The sequence below is a fragment of the Rhodanobacter sp. Root627 genome, assembly GCF_001427835.1.
GTDB lineage: Bacteria > Pseudomonadota > Gammaproteobacteria > Xanthomonadales > Rhodanobacteraceae > Rhodanobacter > Rhodanobacter ginsenosidimutans.
Genome location: NZ_LMGW01000003.1, coordinates 21413 through 39729 on the forward strand (window position 1 = coordinate 21413; position 18317 = coordinate 39729).

Here is an 18317-nt window from a genome sequence, read left to right on the forward strand (position 1 = left end):
CCATGGAATACCGCTATCTGGGCAGCTCCGGCTTCAAGGTGCCCGCACTCGGTTTCGGCACCGGCACATTCGGCGGCACGGGCCCGCTGTTCAGCGCCTGGGGCCGAACCGACGTGGCCGAGGCGAGCCGGCTGGTCGACATCTGTCTCGACGCCGGCGTCAACCTGTTCGACAGCGCGGACGTCTATTCCGACGGCGCTTCGGAATCGATCCTGGGCGCGGCGCTGAAAGGCCGGCGCGATCGCGCCATCATCTCGACCAAAATCAGCCTGCGCGCCGGCGACGGCGCCAATGATGTCGGCGCCTCGCGCCATCACCTGATCGGCGGCGTCGAGCGCGCACTGAAGCGGCTGGACACCGACTACATCGATCTGCTGCAACTGCACCATTTCGATGCGATGACGCCGGTAGAACAGGTGATGTCGACGCTGGACGATCTGGTGCGCGCGGGCAAGGTGCGCTACCTGGGCGCGTCGAATTTCTCCGGCTGGCAGCTCATGAAATCGCAGGCAATCGCCGACCGCCATGGCTATGCGCGCTTCGTGGCGAACCAGGCCTACTACTCGCTGATCGGCCGCGACTACGAGTGGGAATTGATGCCCTTGGGGCTCGACCAGGGCGTCGGCGCCGTGGTGTGGAGCCCGCTGGGTTGGGGACGCCTCACCGGCAGGATCCGCCGCGGCCAGCCCTGGCCCGAAGGCAGCCGCCTGCACGACACCGCGGGTTTTGCGCCACCGGTGGAAGAGGAGCGGTTGTACCGCGTCGTCGACGCGCTCGACGCCGTGGCCGCGGAGACCGGCCGCAGCGTGCCGCAGATCGCATTGAACTGGCTGCTGCAGCGGCCCACGGTGTCCAGTGTGCTGATCGGCGCCCGCAACGAAACCCAGCTGCGGCAGAACCTTGAAGCGGCCAGCTGGCAACTTGCGCCCGGGCAGATCGCCGCGCTCGACGCGGCCAGCGCCGTCACGCCACCTTACCCTTATTACCCCTATTGGAATGGCCCGTTCGCCGAACGCAATCCGCCGCCGGTATGAACCGCACGGCGCATGCCGAATCCCCACCCGAATCACTGGAGCCCCACATGAAAGCCGTTGCCCTCACCCGCTACCTGCCCATCGACGACCCCGCCTCCCTGGTCGACGTGGAGTTGCCCATGCCCGAACCGGGCGCACACGACCTGCTGGTGCAGGTGGAGGCGGTGTCGGTGAATCCGGTCGACACCAAGGTGCGCTCACCCAAGCCGCAGGTGGAGGCGCAACCGAAGGTATTGGGCTACGACGCGGCCGGCGTGGTCGAGTCGGTGGGCGCCAGCGTGGAAGGGTTCCGCCCCGGCGACCGCGTCTACTACGCCGGCGACATCACCTGCGCCGGCAGCAATGCGCAATACCAGGCGGTGGACGCACGGCTGGTCGGGCACGTCCCGAAATCGATCGAACTGGCGGACGCGGCAGCGTTGCCGCTGACCACACTCACCGCGTGGGAACTGCTGTTCCAGCGCATGCCGTTCGACAGCGAGCACGGCGGCGAGGGCAAGACCCTGCTGATCATCGGAGGGGCCGGTGGCGTGGGTTCGATCGCGATCCAGCTGGCGCGGCGCGCGGGCTTCTCCGTGATCGCCACCGCGTCGCGCGACGAAACGGTGGCGTGGTGCCAGACGATGGGCGCGCAGCATGTGATCAACCATCGCGAGGCGCTGGCGCCGCAGTTGAAGACGCTGGGGATGAGCCAGGTCGACGCGGTGTTGAATCTTGCCGATACGGATCGCTACTGGGAAACCGTGGGCGAACTCATCGCCCCGCAGGGTCATGTCGGCCTGATCGTGGAGCCTGCGGGCGCGCTGCGGATCGGCGATCCGTACAAAGCCAAGGCGGTCGGCATCCACTGGGAAATGATGTTCACCCGCCCACGTTTCAGAACCGCCGACCAGGCCGAGCAGGGGCGCATCCTCGACCGCGTGGCCGCCCTGATCGATGCCGGGGAATTGCGCGGCACCCGCGCCGAAACGCTCACGCCCATCCATGCAACCAACCTGCGCGAGGCACACCGCCGCCTCGAATCGGGCACCACGGTCGGGAAGCTGGTGCTGGCCGGCTGGTGAACGAATGAGGGGTGGCAAGCGCCACCCCTCGAAAGTTCAGCCGCGTTTGCCGGCGGCTTTCCCGGGCGACGGCTTGGCCGGCTCGCCCTTCTTGCCGAAATCCTCCATCAGCGTCTTCATGTCTTCGGCGTGCTCCTCTTCCACGGCGAGGATGCCTTCGAGCATGCGCTTGGTGGTGGTGTCCCGGTCGCCCACGTAGTTGATGATTTCGCGGTAGCTGTCGATCGCGATGCGCTCGGCGACGAGGTTCTCCTCGATCATGCCGGCAAGGTCGTCCGGCACCACGAACTCGGCATGGCTGCGCGTGGACAGGCCATCGGGTTCGAAGTTGGGCGTGCCGTCGAGCTGGGTGATGCGCTCGGCAATCTGGTCGGCATGGCCCTGCTCCTCGTTGGCATGTTCGAGGAACTCGGCCGCCACGCTTTTGGCATTGATGCCCGACGCCAGGTAAAAGTGCGCCTTGTAGCGCAGCACGCAGACAAGTTCGGTCGCCAGCGCCTCGTTCAGCAGCTTCAGCACGACATCGCGATCAAGCGTGTAGCTGTCGGTGACCGCGCCCCGCTGCATGTGCTCGCGCGCACGCCTGCGGATGGTCTGGATATCGGAAAGGAAGGGTTGGTTCTTGGCGGCCATGCAGGTTTCCTCGTTACGCCGAAACGCGTATCCGGGAAGCTTACGCCCCGCCTGCGTGGTGATCGTGTAAACGCGGCCGGGCGCATGCCGCGATGCGCCCAACCAATGGCCCGGCGCGCCCGGTTCAAAACAGGGCGCGCGAGGGGCAGCGCACTCAGCGCGGAACGTACGCCCGCAGGAAGGTGTTGACGCCGGTACGCGCCATCGCCTCGATTTCGGCGGCAGCGGTCTCCGGGCATTCGTCGCAACCGAACAGCCGGCGCAGCAGCATGTCGCCCTTGATCAGCGAGAAGAACTGCACGCTGGCCGTCTTCACCACGGGAATGTCCAGCGCGCCGTGGTCGACCGCCTGCTGCAGCAGGTTTTCCATCAAGCGGTGCATGCGCGCCGGGCCCTCTTCCCACAGCAGCTTGCCGTAGCGCGGATTGCCCTGGCGGCAGTCACTGAGGATCGCCCGGAAGGTACCCACATGCTCGGCCTGGCAATCGATATGCATGTGCGCCTGGGCGATGGCGTGCAGGGTTTGCTCGATGCCCACATTGGGGTCGAACTGGTAGATGTCCTCGGGCAGCAGGTCCTCGATGCGGGAACGGATCACCTCGCGAAAGAGGTTGTCCTTGTCGCCGAAATGGCTGTACACGGTCAGCTTGGAAACCTTCGCCTCGGCGGCGATGGCATCCATACTGGTACCGGCAAACGCATTGCGTATGAACAATGCCTTCGCCGCAGCGAGGATCGCCGCCCGTTTTTCCATGTCTTTGGGGCGGCCCGGTCCCTGTGGCTTTATTTGCGCGCCGCTAATCATGCCCGCACCTTCACAAATGAGAGTCTGCCCTTTATTATACGCGGCGGTACAATTATTTTCCAGACGCCATTCTCCCGCGTATGTCATATGCGCTCAATGACGTGCGTCAACCATTCGCGATGACTTCCGGCACTACGTGGCGGCGGGCGGGGCCGTCACGCTGTGATTGTCGGAATGTGGCCAGACGCTTATTCTTCTTCACCTTTTCCGACTCACGGGACACCAGTTGAAATGGCAATGAACTTCGAGCAGGCACGACTGAACATGGTCGAGAACCAGGTCCGCCCGTGGGAGGTGCTGGACGGCCGCGTGCTGGACGTCATCGGCCGCGTGCGGCGCGAGGATTTCGTGGCTGCCGAACACCGCCGGCTGGCGTTTGCCGACCTGTGCCTGCCGCTGGGCCATGGCGAAGTGATGATGAAACCCGTGGTCGAAGGCCGCGTACTGCAGGCGCTGGAATTGCTGCCCACCGACCGCGTGCTGGAAATCGGCACCGGCTCGGGTTTTCTCGCCGCCTGCCTGGCCGGGCTTTCGGCGCATGTCACCAGCGTGGACATCCATGCCGATTTCACCGCCGCCGCCACCCAGCGGCTGCAGGCGGCAAACGTGACCAACGTCAACCTGGCCACGGGCGAGGCCGTTGTCGACTGGCAGCCCGATGAGCAGTTCGACGCACTGGTCGTCACCGGTGCGGTCGCCACCATCCCGCCGCGCTGGCTGGGCTGGCTCAAGCCCGGTGGCCGCGCGGTGATCGTGCGCGGCAAGTCGCCAGTGCAACAAGTTGTGTTGCTGACGCTCGAAGGCGAAGGTCGTTTCCGCGAGGAAATCCTGTTCGAGACCGACCTGCCCTACCTGCAGCACGCCGAGCCACTTCAACCTTTCGTTCTCTGAATTTCCGCCCCCGACTTCCCCTACGAGGCAACCCATGCGTTTGAAGCTGCTCACACTGGCCCTGGCGATGGCCGCCGTTTCACTGCCCAGTCATGGCGAAGACCTGCTGGATGCTTATCGTGAAGCCCGCGCCAACGACCCCGTGCTGATGCAGGCGGACGCCACGCGACTGTCCATTGGCGAAAACGTCGACCAGGCGCGCGCACTGTTGTTGCCGCAGATCTCCGCAGGGCTGTCGCTGCAGCAGACCAACGGCGGCAACCATGAGCTGGTGCGCGATCCCACCGATCCCACCCAGACCATCAACACCAGCGAGTTCGGTCACACCCGCACGCGCAGCGTGAACGCCCAGCTCAGCCAGACAGTGCTGGACTTCAGCGAATACGCCAACCTCAAGGCCGCGCACTCCGCCGCCCAGGCGCAGGACGAGCTGTACCAGTCCGCGCTGCAGCAGCTGTACGTGCGCGTCACCCAGGCCTATTTCGGCGTGCTCACCGGCGAGGATCAGCTGGCCTACGCCAAGGCCAACGAAGACGCCTACCGCCAGCAGTACGAACAATCCAACCAGCGCTTCAAGGTCGGCCTTTCGGCGATCACCGACGTGTACCAGGCCAAGTCGTATTACGAGGCGGCCAAGGCCAACACGATCGCCACGGAAAACGCGCTCAACGATGCCCGCGAAGCGCTGACCGAGATCACCGGCAAGCCCACCGGCGAGCTGAAGAAGCTGCGTGAAGACCTGCCGATGCAGCCGCCCACCCCGAACGACCCGGATACCTGGGTCAAGCAGGCACTGGAAACCAACCCCGACCTGCTGGCCCAGCGCAGCAACGTGGAAACCACCGAGCACAACATCAGCGCGGCGCGTGCCGGCCACCTGCCCACCATCACCGCCAACGTCAGCTACGGCAAGAACACCAGCTGGTACCAGAACATCGGCAGTGGTCGTCAGGACAACCGCGGCGCCACCACCATCGGGCTGACCCTGAACGTGCCGATCTTCTCCGGCGGCGCCACCCAGTCACGGGTGCGGCAGTCCATCTACCAGCGCGACTCGGCCCAGGACGCGCTCGAGTCGCAGCGCCGCCAGGTGGTGCGCACCACGCTCAACAACTACCGCTCGGTGATCGCCGGCATCTCGCAGGTCGAGTCGACCCGGGCGGCGGTGGATTCGGGCAAGAAGGCGCTGGAAGCGACCCGCGCGGGTTTCGACGTGGGCACGCAGACGATGACCAACGTGCTGATCCAGATCCAGAACCTGACCCAGGCCGAAAGCGAGTACTCGCAGGCGCGCCACCAGTTCGTGCTGAACAAGCTGATGCTGAAGCAGTCCTCGGGTACGGCGGACATCAAGGACATGGAAGCGATCAACACGTTGCTGCAGTAAGCCGCGGCAAGCGCACGAAAAAGGCCGGGCATGCCCGGCCTTTTTCGTGTATCAACCACCGCCGCTCATTCCTGCAGCAAGGCGTCCACCATCTGCATGACGCGCCGCACGGCGCCACGCTCGCGATCGAATACCTTGTGCGCGACGCGCCCCATCCGGGCGCGCTTCTCGTCGTCGAGCAAGAGCCGCAACACGTCGCCGCCAAGCTGGTCGCTGCTGCCCACGCATTCGGCACCACCCTCGCGAATCAGGGTGAGCGTGATCTCGGCAAAATTGAACGTGTGCGGCCCGACCAGCACCGGCCGGGCCAGCGCGGCCGGCTCCAGCACGTTGTGGCCGCCGATAGGCACCAGGCTGCCACCCACGAAAGCCAGGTCGGCCGCCGCGTAGAACGGCATCAGCAAGCCCATCGCGTCGATCAGGAACACCTGGTGCGACGCCGCCGGCAGCCCATCGGCACTGTGCGTGGCCATCGGAAAACCCAGCGTGTGCACGGCGTGCTCCACCAGCTTGAACCGTTCCGGATGGCGTGGCGCAATCAGCAGCAGCGCGTCGGGAAACTGCTTGAGCACCTGCAGATGCGCTTCCAGTACCGCCAGCTCCTCGCCCTCGTGCGTGCTCGCAGCCATCCAGACCGGGCGTTCGCCGCCCCATTGCCGGCGCATGCTGGCGCCGGCAGCGGCGGCATCGGGCGGTATGCGCATGTCGAACTTCATGTTGCCGCTGACCACGATTTGCTGCGGCTCGGCGCCCAGCAGGCGGTAACGCGCCGCATCGGCCACCGACTGCGCCGCGATCACCTGCACGCAGCGCAACGCCGAGCGCACGGTGCCGCGCAGGAATCGGTAACCGCGCAGCGAGCGATCGGACAGGCGCGCGTTGACGATCATCATCGGCACCCCGCGCTTGTGGCAGGCGTGATACAGGTTCGGCCAGATCTCGGTTTCCACGATCAACGCCAACTGCGGGCGGATCCGTTGCAGGAAGCGGTTCACCGCGAACGGCAGGTCGTACGGCAGATAGACGTGAAACACCGCGTCGCCAAACAACTGGTGCACGCGCGCCATGCCCGTCGGGGTGACGGTGCTGATGACCAGGGGCGCGTTGGGATAGTCCTTGCGCAGCGCCTTGATCAGGGGCTCGGCCGCATTGACCTCGCCCACCGATACGGCGTGCACCCACAGGCTGCCGTTGAAACCCGGCGCATCGAAAAAGCCGAACCGCTCCGACCAGCGTCGATGGTAGGGCGGCGAGCGCACCCCGCGCAGCAACAGGCGCAGCACGATCAACGGCATCGCCAGGTACATCGCGAAGGTGTAGAGATAACGCACGCGTAGCTCCGTGGTAGCGCCGCAGTATACGAGAGCGGGGAAGGAGCGACCCGATCGCGACGAAGTCGAAGCTTCATCGCGCCCGCCCTTCGACTCCGCCGCTGCGCGGCTACGCTCAGGGCGATCGGTGGAAGTGTGCGATGCCTCCCCCCGAATCCCGGCTCTCAACAGCCGAACGGCTGGTCATCCCGAATCCCGATTCCCCTTTCCCCATTCCCGGCCAATTACACTAGCGCCAATGCCTGGTGCTTCCCGACCTCCCTTTACCCGCTCCCTGTTGTCGCCGCGTCACTGGCCGGCATGGCTGGGCGTGGGTGTGATCCGGCTGATCGCGCGGCTGCCGTATCCCGCGTTGCTGTGGCTGGGCCGGCGCCTGGGTGCGTTGGTGCAGTGGCTGCCTTCGCCGCGGCGGCACATCGTGCAGGTCAACATCGGGTTGTGCTTCCCCGAGCTGAGTGCCACCGAGCAGGCGGCGTTGATCGACGCCAACCTGCGCGACGTGGGCCTGATGCTGGTGGAGTTTGCGCTGGGCTGGATGGGCAGCGACCGCCAGATCGCACGCATTCCGCTGCAGGTCGAAGGGCTGGAGCACCTCGCGGCGGCACGCGCCCAGGGCAAGGGCGTGCTGCTGGTGGGCGGCCACTTCTCGCATCTGGAACTGTGCGCGCGGCTGGTATCGCAGCGTATCCGCATTGCCGGCATGTACCGGCGCATGGATTCGGACGTGTTCGAGTGGAACGTGCTGCGCGCGCGGCTGGATTATGCCGACGCGATGTTCGAGAAGGAGGACCTCCGCGGCACGGTGAAATACCTGCGCAACGGCGGCACGCTGTGGTATGCGCCCGACCAGGACATGCGCAGCAAGGACAGCGTGTTCGTGCCGTTCTTCGGCGTGCCGGCGGCCACCATCACCGCCACCCATCATCTGGCGCGGATGTCCGGCGCACTGGTGATTCCCTTTTTCCACCGCCGCCTGCCGGGCAGCGAGGGTTATGTATTGCGGCTGGGTGCGCCGCTGCAGGATTTCCCCGGCACCGACGTGCACCACGACACCGCCCGCATCAACGGCTGCATCGAACAGATGGTGCGCGAGGCGCCGACGCAATACCTGTGGGCGCACAAGCGCTTCAAGACCCGCCCGCCGGGCCAGCCGCCGATCTACTGATCGCGCCGCTGGCGTCGCGACTCGTACAACTTCGCGTATTTCAGGAACGCGTAGAACGCGTGGATGCGCGCGGCAATGAAGCCGGCCCAGCCCGAGCGCCAGTGTCCGCGCAAAAGGTAGAAGCGCAGAAAGGCCACCGTGGGGTACGCCACCATGCGCAGGCGCAACCAGCGCACCCGCCGCCGGGCGAGGTCGCCCAGTTGCAGGCTTGAATAGCGATCCGCCTTGGCCACGCGCCCGGCAATATCGCGCTCACCATGGTGATCGATGGTGACGTCGAGCACGCCGACGGAGCCGTCGACGCACACTTCCTCGTGCACCGCGTGGCCGCTCATGCGCGCGTGCTGCCGATCGAACAGCCGCACGTAGTGGTTGAGCCGCGCCCGGCCTGACTGCCAGCGCCAGAACTGCCACTCCCGCCGCCACAACTGGTACGCCACGTGCGTCGGCGCGTGCAGCGCCTGCTGCAGGGGCACGGCGGCGGTTTCGGCCAGCGACTCGTCCGAATCGAGCAGCAACACCCAGCGGTGGCTGGCCAGATCGATCGCCGCCTGCTTCTGCGCGCTGTAGCCGGCAAACGGCTGCACGTGGACACGCGCGCCGTAATGCGCGGCGATCGCCGCCGTAGCGTCGGTGGAGCCGGAATCCAGCACCACGATCTCGTCCGCCCAGCGCACGCCGCGCAGGCAGGCATCCAGCGTGGCGGCGCTGTTGAAGCTGGTCACCACCACCGACAGCGGTTCGCGCGCGGCCGTCATCGGCGGCTCGCCCCGTCGACATCCGCCACCACGTACAGCGCCGCACACCAAAGCCCCAGCAACCAGGCAAACAGCAGGCCCCACCAGGCCGAATAGAAGGCCAGACTGGTGTTCAGCGGAAACAGCATCACGCCCAGCGCCAGCGTGACGGGGAAAGCGCGCGAACGCGCCGCCGCACCCACGCTGCGCCACGCACGCCACGCCAGCGCCACCGCCGCCAACCACAGCAGCAAACCCAGCGCGCCAGTTTCGGTGAGAACCTCCAGCACGACCTGATGCGCATGGCAGGCGCCCAGGCCGGTGCCGCAGGGTTCGGCTACCAGGAAGTGGTCATCGGGCGGCGCGTAATGCGGGTAGGCGTAGCGAAACGCGCGCACGCCCACGCCATTGAGCGGGTGATCCGCAATCATGCGCGCGCTGGTTTTCCAGATATCCAGCCGGCCGCTGAGCGCGGCATCGAGCGAGCTGTCGGTGCCGTGCAGGGCCAGCAAGGTGCGATCCATCCGCACCTGGAATCGCGCTGAGGTTTTCCACGCCACGCCACCGGCCAGCGCCAACAATGCCGCGCCCAATACGCAGAACAGCGCAAACCGCCGCAGCGAGCGCGCCTCATGCCAGGCGAAGCCCAGCGCCACCAGCGCATAGCTCAACCACGCGGCGCGCGAACCAGCCAGCAGCACCGGGCCGAGCACCAGCGCGAAGGCGAGCAGCAGCCCGCGCAAGCCCCAGCGCCGCCGCGCCGCCCACAGCGCGAACGGCGACAGCACCGCCAGGGTCGGGCCCAGCTTGAGATTGTCCGCGCCGAAGATGCCTGACACCCGCTCGGCCTCTGCATGGCCGCCCAGGCTCCAGCCGGTAAGTGCCTGCACCCAGGCATCCAGCACCCACAACGCCAGCACCAGCGCCACGGCGACAAACAGCGCCTGCAGCTTGCTGTCCCGCCGTATCGCGAAACAGGCGTACAAGACCAGCGGCACATAGCGCAGTTGGCCCGCCACCGTGCCCCAGCTTTTTCCCGGCGCATACGAATCGAAAGCCGACAACAGCGCCGCAATGATGAACGCCCCCAGCAGCCACAGCGACATCCGGGCACCCGCGTGCTCGCGCAACGCATCACGCTGGCGCGCGAACAGCAGCACCACACCGAGCAGGCACAGGAAGGTCCCCAGTTCCGCGCTGCGGCCAAACGGCAGCAGCGCGATCACCAGCCAGAACGGCAGCAGGGGCGAGCGCAGCGCGGCACCCAGCGTGGTTCCAAGGGAGGTCATGCGCCAGCCTGTGCGGGAGGAAAAGCGCATTGTAGGCGAGCGCGTCGCGGTGGTGGCGTGCGCGCCCCCTGTGGGAGCGGCTTCAGCCGTGATGCTCCTGGCTTCGAGGTGCTTCGGGGGAAAAGCATCGCGGCTGAAGCCGCTCCCACAAAAGCGCCGTCCGCTTAGCCGGCCACCTCGCGATACAGCGCCAGCGTGTTCTGCTGCATGTCCGCCAGGCGGTAGCTGTGCAGCAAGGGAATCGGCGGGGCCACCCGCAGCAGTTCGGCGGCGCGTTCGGCCAGGCGTTCGCGGTCGCCTGGCGGCACGCGGCCGGCGGGGTACAGCTCGGCCAGCAGCTCGCCCACGCCACCGTGCGCATAGCCGAGCACCGGCCGGCACAGCGACAAGGCCTCGACCACGGTGCGGCCGAACGATTCAGGCTGGTTCGACAACTGCAGGATCAGGGTGGACACCGCGTAGATGTCGCGCACATCGTCACGCTGCGGGGTCAGCACCACCTGGGCGCCGACGCCGCGCGCGCGGATCAGCTCGTTCAACTCCGCCACATAGGCTTCGCGGCCCGGCTCGATCACGCCCAGCAGCAGCAAGCGGGTATCGATGCCGCGGCCCTTCAGGTCGGCGACCAGTTCGATCGCGTCGTGATGGCCCTTCAGGCGCGTGCCGCGAGCGGGCAGCGTCAGCAGCGGTGCGCCCATCAACGACGGGTATTCGGAGAAGAACGAGGTCTTCCAGCCATCGTCGGCACGATGGCCGTAGGGGAACGCCTCCGGGTCGATACCGCGCGGGATCACCCGCACCCGGCCCGGTTCCAGCCAGCGGTAGTGGCTGAGCACGTAATCGCGCAGCGTCTGCGATACCGCCACCACGCGTTCGCCGCGCAGCAGGATGGCGCTGTAGCGCGAGGGCGAGTTGAGCCCATGCACGGTGGTGATGAAATGCGGTCGCGACGACAGCCCCTTCATCGCCCACCAGCCCAGCCACGCGGGCAGGCGCGAGCGCGCGTGCACGATGTCGGGGCGAAGCTGGCGCAGCACGCGCCGCAATTTGCCCAGCCGCAACAGGGTGAGCAGCGATTTGCGGCCGATATCCAGGGTGATGTGCTCGCCGCCCTCGGCCTGCAACTGCGCCACCAGCCGGCCACCGGCGGAAATCACCACCGAGCGGTGCCCGGCCTGTACCAGGGCACGACTGATCTCCAACGCCGACCGCTCCGCACCACCCGCGTGCATGGCGGGAATCAGCTGGACAACGGTCAGCAGCTTGTCGGGCGCGATGGTGCTGGACATGGGCTCACGTTTCGGGGCATTGATCGCAGGGGACAAGCAGAAACCATGCCGCCGGTCGCATCACGCCGCGCCCGTGGTCAGTCGCGCAACACGTAATGGGCCGCGCAGTAGGCGCAGGTTGACTCGCCGCCGTCATCGACGATCGGCAGGTACACCTTGGGATGCGAATTCCACAACGCCATGCCGGGCATCGGGCAGGACAACGGCAGGTCCGCGCGCGTCACTTCGTAACGATTTTCGGCATTTGCCGGTATCAGCGGGACGGCCGCGGAAAGGGGGCGCGACATGGACGAAACTCCAGACAGACCATCAAGCCGCAAATGGTAGCAGGCACGGCTGGCCGCTGGCTGACCGGTACGCTGTGTTTTTGGCAGGCCAAACGACAAGGGCGGCCGAAGCCGCCCTGCCTTGGCCGATCTCGACCGGCTTACTTCGCCTTCGGCACCGAGCCTTCGGTGGTGATGCGGATGGTGATCTCATCACTGACGTTGGGCACGTAGGCGCCCACGCCGAAATCGGAGCGCTTCAGGCTGGCGGTGGCGTCGAAGCCGATCGACTGCGCCTTGCTCATCGGGTGCGGGCCGATCTTGTTCAAGGTGGCATCCAGCACGACCGGCCGGGTCACGCCATGCACGGTGAGGTTGCCGGTGACCTTGAACTTGTTGCCGCCCAGCGGCTGCACCGCCGTGCTCTTGAAGGTCACCGTCGGGTACTTCCCGGCGTCGAGGAAGTCCGGCTTCTTCAGGTGCTCGTCCAGCGCCGCCACGTGCGTGTCGAGGCGGTCCAGCGGCAAGGTCACCTGCACGCTCGACTGCGCCGGGTGCTGCTCGTCGTACACCAGCGTGCCCTCGCCCAGGCCCAGGTCGGCGGTGGGGTTGGAGTAGCCGAAGTGGTTCCAGCTGAACAGCACCATCGTGTGGTCGGGGTCGAGCTTGTAGGTCACCGGGGCAGCCTGCACCGAGACGGCGGCGCCGAGCAGGCTGGCCACAACGAGATAACGAAATGCGCGCATGGTGAATCTCCAGGTGGGTAACAGGTGCAAGGGAAAGGATCAGGCGATCCGGCAGGCTTCGTCGAACGACAGCCGCGGGCTGCGCGGGAAGAAATTGCGGCTGCGATCGCCATGGCCGATGGCGATCAGGAAGTTGGATTTGACCGCGGTGCCGGCAAAAAATGCCGCATCCACGCCGGCCTGGTCAAATCCCGACATCGGGCCGCAATCCAGCCCCAACGCCCGCGCCGCCATCAGCACGTAGGCGCCCTGCAGGCTGGCATTGCGAAAGGCGGTGGTGTCGATCAGCGGCTGGTTGCCGACGAACCAGCTGCGCGCGTCGGCGTGCGGGAAGAGTTGCGGCAGGCGCTCATAGAATTCGTGATCGGTACCGATGATGGCCGTGACCGGCGCCTCCATCGTCTTGGCGCGATTGCCGTCGGACAGGTGCGGCGCCAGTCTGGCCTTGGCTTCCTCGGATTTCACGAAGATCACCCGCATCGGCGAGGCGTTGGCGCTGGTGGGCCCGAACTTGGCCAGCGCGTAGAGCTGATGCAACTGCTCGTCGGTCACGTCCTGCGGCAACCAGGCGTTGAACGTGCGCGCCTCGCGAAACAATTGATCCAGCGCCATCTCCGAAAGCGAATCACTCATGGGTATCCTCCAAGGCATGCGCACGCCAACGGGCGGCGCTATCGCGAACTAGAGAGTGTAATGGTGGCCTGGCGCGATCGAACCACGGCCGAGGGGAACGCACTGTGTACGCCAGCGAAACAATTACCCGCAAAGCGCCGCCATGCTGACGCCAGGCGAGTGCTGGGTGATCACGGACAACGCCGCCGGCAACCAGCGTCAGGCGCTTGCGCTGGCCGAGCACATGCAGCGGCCGGTGCGCCACCTGCGACTGCAGCTGCGGGCGCCGTGGTCGTGGCTGTCGCCGCGCTTCACGATGGGAAACACGCGGGCCTTGCCGGCGTCACAGCGCCCGCTGTTCGCGCCGCCGTGGCCCGAGCTGGCGATCGGCTGCGGTCGCTCCGCGGCGCTGCTCACGCGGATGTTGCGGCCGCTTTCCGCAGGGCGCTGCTACACGGTGCAGATCCTGGACCCGCGCATCGACCCGCGCCATTGGGATGCGGTGATCGCGCCACGCCACGACGGCCTCGACGGCGCCAATGTGCTGCGCCCGTTGGGTTCGCTCAATACGGTGGACGAGCGCTGGCTGGCCGACGGCCGCGACGCCTGCCCCTTGCTGGGCGAGCTGCCGCAGCCGCGGGTCGGCGTGCTGCTGGGCGGGCCGCGTCGCGCCATCGATCTGGATGATGACTACGCCGACCGCTTGCTGGGCCACCTGCTGGCCCACCACCGAAGCGAGGGCGGCAGCCTGCTGGTGCTGGCCTCGCGCCGCACGCCCACGGAACTCATCGAGCTTTTCCGCGAGGCGCTGCGCGACGTCCCCGGCATCGTCTGGGCCGGCCCCGACGATGGCCGCAACCCGTTCCCCGGCGTGCTCGGCTGGGCCGACCGGCTGGTGGTGACGCCCGATTCGGTGAACATGCTGTCCGAGGCCTGCGCCGTCGGCTGTCCGGTGCACACCTTCACCACGGCGCCCTTGCCGGCCAGGATCGACCGCTTCCATCAGGCCTTGCGCGCGGCGAACCTGCTGCACGACATCGACGACACCACCGCATCACCGCAACCGCCACTACGCGAAACGGCGGCACTCGCCGGGCAACTGCTGGCGCGCATGGCGCAACGCCAGGGCGACTGAGAGGTTGTGATTTTTTCAACCTCGAAGCCCGGCCACGTGAGGGCATGGATGCCCGAGTTGAGGCAACGCAGGAGCGGTTGCCCGATGGCCGGGCGCGGATCGCTCACGCAATTGATTGATCCGCGTGAGCGCTTCCGGGCCTGTGCCGGAAACGCGATAGAGGAAAACCACAAGGAGTGGTTTTCCTCACAGGCTCGGAGCCCTACTTCGGGCGGCTGGCGTCGCGAATGGCGCTGCCCAGCTGGATCGCGGTGACGCCTGCCACCCCTCGCAGCGCGTCGGTCAACGCGGTCATCCGGGCGCTGTCCACGCCGCGCTCGAAGATCAGGATGAGCTGGTCGTCGGCATCCTTGCGGCAATTCAGGATCAGCTTGAACAGCGGCAGTTGTTGCGCCGTCACCACGGCTTCCACGCCGGCCACGGCGCCATCGTCAGCCAGGCTGAGCAGCACCCGCGGGCGCAGGTTGTGACGCGCGAACAAGCGTCGCTGCAACGGCTTGAGCAGTACCAGGATCACCCAGATCAACGCCGTGGTCATCGCTGCCGCCGCATACAGGCCGGCGCCCGCCGCCAGGCCGATCGACGCCACCGCCCATAGCCCGGCGGCGGTGGTCAGGCCACGCACCACCTGCTCGCGCTGCATGAACAAGATGGTGCCGGCGCCGAGGAAGCCGATGCCGCTGACCACCTGCGCCGCCACGCGCGACGGGTCCAGCATCACGCGCGGGTTTTTCAGTGCGTCGCTGAAACCGTAGGCCGACACGATGATCGCCAGCGCCGCGCCCACGCACACCAGCATGTGCGTACGCAGCCCGGCGGCCCACTCACGCCGCTCGCGGTCGGCGCCGATGACCGCACCGAGCACCGCCGCCAGCACCAGCCGCTGCAGTATTTCCCACGTATCAAGCATGCCTGCCTCCCGTGATCCATCGGACTTCGCGATCCGTGCCGATCCCACGCACAGCCGCGGTCATTCGTCGAAGGTGAAACCCAGCGCCGCGGTGACCTCGCGCACGCTGGCGCAAAGCGTCGCCAGCGCCTCGTCGCGCGGCGCGATCCGCGAACGCAGGTCCATCGTGCAGCGCAGTGCGCGATGCAGCAGTTCGGCGTGGGCGGCGCCGAGCACGGCGGCCTGGTTGGCATTCAACAGGCCGGCGTCGTGGCAGGCGCCGATCACCGACGCGTTGGCGGTGACCTCAAGCAGGCCCGGCCGCTGGGCGTGCGCCAGCACCAGGCCCTGCAGCGCGAACTCGATATCCAGCAAGCCGCCGTGGCCCTGCTTCAAGTCGAATTGGGTGGCGTCGGAGCGGTCGCGTTCGGCGCGCCAGCGCTGGCGCATGCTGCTGACCTCGGCCAGCACGGCGGCCGGATCGCGCGGCACGGCCAGGATCTCGCGGCGCACCTCGGCCAGTTGCGCAGTGAGTGCGCGGTCGCCGGCCACCGGCCGCGCCCGCAGCAACGCCTGGTGTTCCCACGTCCAGGCGCGGCCGCGCTGGTAGGCCACAAAGCCGTCCAGGCTGCTGACCAGCAATCCCTTGGAACCGTCCGGCCGCAGGCGCGTGTCGACCTCGTACATGCGCCCGCCGCGGGTCAGCACGGTCAGCCAGTTCATCACCCGCTGCGCCAGGCGCTGGTACCAGCGCGCGCCTTCCAGCGGGCGCGCGCCGTCGCTCATCGCCTGCGCGCGGCGGCCGTCATAGACGAAGACCAGATCCAGATCCGAGGCGAAGCCCAGTTCCTCGCCGCCCAGGCTGCCATAGCCCAGCACGGCAAAGCCGGAACCCTCGCCCGGCAGCCGGCCGTGCTGCACGGCCAGTTCGCGTTCGGCCAGCGAGGTCACCGTGGCGACCACCGATTCGGCCAGCGCGGCCAGTCGGCGCGCGGTGGCCACGGCGTCGGCGCGGCCATCGTTGAATGCCAGCCCCAATCGGAACGCGGTGCTGGCCTTGAACTCGTTGATGCGCTCCAGCTCCGCTTCGGCCTCGCGCTCGTCCAGCGTGCCCAGCACGCGGGTGATCTCGGCGCTGATGTCGGCGCGCTTCAGCGGCAATTGATCGATGCGCGGGTCAAGCACGTCATCCAGCAACAGCGGCTGCATGATGACCCGCTCGGCCAGGAACGCGCTGTCGCCGAACAGCCGGGCCAGTCGCTTGCGCGCCAGCGGCTGTTCCTCCAGCAGGGCCAGATAAGCGGAGCGACGCGCCACCGCCTGCACCAGGCGACACAACCGCAACATGCAGGCCACCGGCACGGCGCTCTCGCGCGCCACGCCGAACAACTGCGGCATCAGCCGATCCAGCCGTTCGCGCGAGCGCGCCGACATCGCCCGCACCGGCGAGGCCTGCGGCAGTTTCAACAGCGCGTCGGCCAGCTCGGCGCCGGGCACGAAACCGGAGGCTTCCAGCGTGCCCGCTTCCAGCGACTCGTCGCAGGCGTGCTGCCACAGCACGTTGTCGGCCGCGGGCACCTTGGCGGCGCGCCCGCCCTGCGGCATCAATACGGCGGCAAATTCCTCGCTGACGTGGGCGCGGTGGTGCGCCAGCGTGGCATTCAGTGTTTCCCAATCCGGATGGCCCAGCCCCAGCGCGATGCGCTCGCGGCTCAGCTCGTCGTCGGGGATGTCGTGGGTTTGCGCGTCGCGCAGCATCTGCACGCGGTTTTCCAGTCGCCGCAGGAACACGTAAGCCTCGCGCAGCATGCGTGCCCGCGCCGCACCGATATGCCCGCGCGCCTCGCAGGCAGTCAGCGCCGGCAGCAGGCCGCGCACGCGCATCGAGGGTTCGCGACCGCCGCGGATCAGCTGGGTCAGCTGCACGATGAATTCGATCTCGCGGATACCGCCGGGGCCGAGCTTCAGGTTGTCGGCCAGGTCCTTGCGCGCCACCTCGGCATCGATCAGCGCCTTCATCTCGCGCAGGCCGGCAAAGGCGGTGTAGTCGAGATACTTGCGGTAGATGAACGGCCGCAGCAGCTCCTGCAGCTGCTTGCCGGCCTGGCGATCGCCGGCCACCGGCCGGGCCTTGATCCAGGCGTAGCGCTCCCAGTCGCGGCCCTCATTTTGGTAGTACTGCTCCATCGCCGCGAACGACAACGCCAACCGGCCAGCATTGCCGAACGGGCGCAGGCGCAGGTCGACGCGGGCGCAGATGCCGTCCATCGTGGGCTCGTGCAGCAGCCGCACCAGTTGGCGTCCCAGCCGCACGAAGTACTCGCTGTTGTCGAGCGTGCGCGCGCCGTCGCTCTCGCCGCCGTGCGGGTAGGCCAGCACCAGGTCGATGTCGGACGAGAAATTCAGCTCGCTGCCACCGAGCTTTCCGAAGCCCACCACCACCAGTCGCTGCACGGCGCCATCGCTGTCGCGCGCCTGGCCGTAGCGTGCGGCCATCCACCGTTCCGACCAGCCCAGCGCGGCACTCAGCAAAGCCTCGTACAGCACGCTGGTGGCCGACAGGGTTTCGGGAAGTTCGTCCAGGTCGTTGACGTCGCGGAACACCAGCCGCAAGGCCTCGGCGTGACGGAAGCGCCGCAGCGTTTCCATGCAGGCCGCCTCGTCGTCGGACAACTTCAATGCCCCGACACGCGTGGACGCATCACCGCCCGCACGCAGCCGTTGCAGGCCCGGCGCCAGCAGTTCCGGCTGGTGGCACCACACGTCGAAGGCGAAATCGCTGGCCAGCAAGGTGTTCCGGATGCGCTCGGCCACGCCGGCGTCGTCGTGCAGCGGGATGCCGGCGGCGCGGCAGCGAGCCGCCAGGTCGCCGTAGCGGTCGTCGATCAGCGCGCGCAGCGCGGGGGAAGGTTGGACAGGCATGCCCGCATTGTGCCGCAGTGCGGCGTGCAGCCGACACCGTTCCGGGCGAACGTGGCCCATCCATTGAAGCGCGCCCGTGCAGGCCCGAAACTGCGCGATCCGACCAACGTGCGGTTCATGTT

The 18317-nt window shown here is 67.4% G+C and carries 17 protein-coding genes; 6 read left to right on the plus strand and 11 right to left on the minus strand.

Annotated elements, in window-relative coordinates:
* Positions 1-2: 2 nt before the first annotated feature.
* Positions 3-1034, plus strand: a complete 1032-nt coding sequence (locus tag ASD68_RS12995) for an aldo/keto reductase (protein WP_056607619.1) — start codon at positions 3-5, stop codon at positions 1032-1034.
* Positions 1035-1081: 47 nt separating this feature from the next.
* Complete coding sequence (locus tag ASD68_RS13000; RefSeq protein WP_056608053.1) at positions 1082-2098, plus strand: zinc-binding alcohol dehydrogenase family protein; 1017 nt, start codon at positions 1082-1084, stop codon at positions 2096-2098.
* Positions 2099-2134: 36 nt separating this feature from the next.
* Here ASD68_RS13000 and ASD68_RS13005 read toward each other — a convergent pair whose 3' ends face one another.
* Together ASD68_RS13005 and ASD68_RS13010 are read right to left on the minus strand one after the other, a co-directional pair.
* Positions 2135-2731, minus strand: coding sequence for a ferritin-like domain-containing protein (locus ASD68_RS13005; protein WP_056607621.1), 597 nt, complete (start codon positions 2729-2731; stop codon positions 2135-2137).
* A 154-nt stretch (positions 2732-2885) separates the two neighbouring features.
* Entirely contained in the window at positions 2886-3485 is a 600-nt protein-coding gene (locus tag ASD68_RS13010; RefSeq protein WP_200945407.1) for a TetR/AcrR family transcriptional regulator, read from the minus strand.
* Positions 3486-3767: 282 nt separating this feature from the next.
* Between ASD68_RS13010 and ASD68_RS13015 the strand changes: the two genes are divergently transcribed.
* Together ASD68_RS13015 and ASD68_RS13020 are read left to right on the plus strand one after the other, a co-directional pair.
* Positions 3768-4427 (plus strand): protein-L-isoaspartate O-methyltransferase, encoded by a 660-nt coding sequence (locus tag ASD68_RS13015; protein WP_056607623.1) that lies wholly within the window; start codon positions 3768-3770, stop codon positions 4425-4427.
* A gap of 34 nt (positions 4428-4461) precedes the next feature.
* Positions 4462-5814 (plus strand): TolC family outer membrane protein, encoded by a 1353-nt coding sequence (locus ASD68_RS13020; protein ID WP_056085085.1) that lies wholly within the window; start codon positions 4462-4464, stop codon positions 5812-5814.
* A 65-nt stretch (positions 5815-5879) separates the two neighbouring features.
* Here the strand turns inward: ASD68_RS13020 and waaA are convergent, their stop codons facing one another.
* Positions 5880-7145, minus strand: a complete 1266-nt coding sequence (waaA, locus tag ASD68_RS13025) for a lipid IV(A) 3-deoxy-D-manno-octulosonic acid transferase (RefSeq protein ID WP_056085083.1) — start codon at positions 7143-7145, stop codon at positions 5880-5882.
* A gap of 238 nt (positions 7146-7383) precedes the next feature.
* On the opposite strand from waaA, the gene lpxL reads away from it, so the two are divergent.
* Positions 7384-8310, plus strand: coding sequence for an LpxL/LpxP family Kdo(2)-lipid IV(A) lauroyl/palmitoleoyl acyltransferase (gene lpxL / locus ASD68_RS13030; protein ID WP_056607624.1), 927 nt, complete (start codon positions 7384-7386; stop codon positions 8308-8310).
* On the opposite strand, the gene ASD68_RS13035 is transcribed toward lpxL, so the two are convergent.
* The 6 genes from ASD68_RS13035 to ASD68_RS13060 form a co-directional block, all read right to left on the minus strand.
* Positions 8304-9068, minus strand: coding sequence for a glycosyltransferase family 2 protein (locus ASD68_RS13035; RefSeq protein ID WP_056085080.1), 765 nt, complete (start codon positions 9066-9068; stop codon positions 8304-8306). The genes lpxL and ASD68_RS13035 overlap by 7 nt on opposite strands.
* On the minus strand, positions 9065-10336 hold the full coding sequence (locus ASD68_RS13040; RefSeq protein ID WP_056607625.1) for an O-antigen ligase family protein: 1272 nt from the start codon (positions 10334-10336) through the stop codon (positions 9065-9067). Before ASD68_RS13040 ends, ASD68_RS13035 begins: the two co-directional genes overlap by 4 nt.
* A gap of 164 nt (positions 10337-10500) precedes the next feature.
* Positions 10501-11625 (minus strand): glycosyltransferase, encoded by a 1125-nt coding sequence (locus tag ASD68_RS13045; protein ID WP_056607626.1) that lies wholly within the window; start codon positions 11623-11625, stop codon positions 10501-10503.
* A gap of 77 nt (positions 11626-11702) precedes the next feature.
* Entirely contained in the window at positions 11703-11912 is a 210-nt protein-coding gene (locus tag ASD68_RS13050) for a zinc-finger domain-containing protein (protein ID WP_007081103.1), read from the minus strand.
* Positions 11913-12052: 140 nt separating this feature from the next.
* Positions 12053-12637 (minus strand): YceI family protein, encoded by a 585-nt coding sequence (locus ASD68_RS13055; RefSeq protein WP_056607627.1) that lies wholly within the window; start codon positions 12635-12637, stop codon positions 12053-12055.
* A 39-nt stretch (positions 12638-12676) separates the two neighbouring features.
* On the minus strand, positions 12677-13270 hold the full coding sequence (locus ASD68_RS13060; RefSeq protein ID WP_056085073.1) for a malonic semialdehyde reductase: 594 nt from the start codon (positions 13268-13270) through the stop codon (positions 12677-12679).
* Between the two features lie 142 nt (positions 13271-13412).
* On the opposite strand from ASD68_RS13060, the gene ASD68_RS13065 reads away from it, so the two are divergent.
* A complete protein-coding gene (locus ASD68_RS13065; protein ID WP_056607628.1) occupies positions 13413-14384 on the plus strand; it encodes a mitochondrial fission ELM1 family protein in 972 nt (323 codons plus the stop codon).
* 202 nt (positions 14385-14586) lie between these two features.
* Here the strand turns inward: ASD68_RS13065 and ASD68_RS13070 are convergent, their stop codons facing one another.
* Together ASD68_RS13070 and glnE are read right to left on the minus strand one after the other, a co-directional pair.
* Positions 14587-15294: an MgtC/SapB family protein gene (locus tag ASD68_RS13070; RefSeq protein WP_056607630.1), complete on the minus strand. Its 708-nt coding sequence runs from the start codon at positions 15292-15294 to the stop codon at positions 14587-14589.
* 60 nt (positions 15295-15354) lie between these two features.
* Entirely contained in the window at positions 15355-18195 is a 2841-nt protein-coding gene (gene glnE, locus ASD68_RS13075; protein WP_056607633.1) for a bifunctional [glutamate--ammonia ligase]-adenylyl-L-tyrosine phosphorylase/[glutamate--ammonia-ligase] adenylyltransferase, read from the minus strand.
* Positions 18196-18317 lie beyond the last annotated feature (122 nt).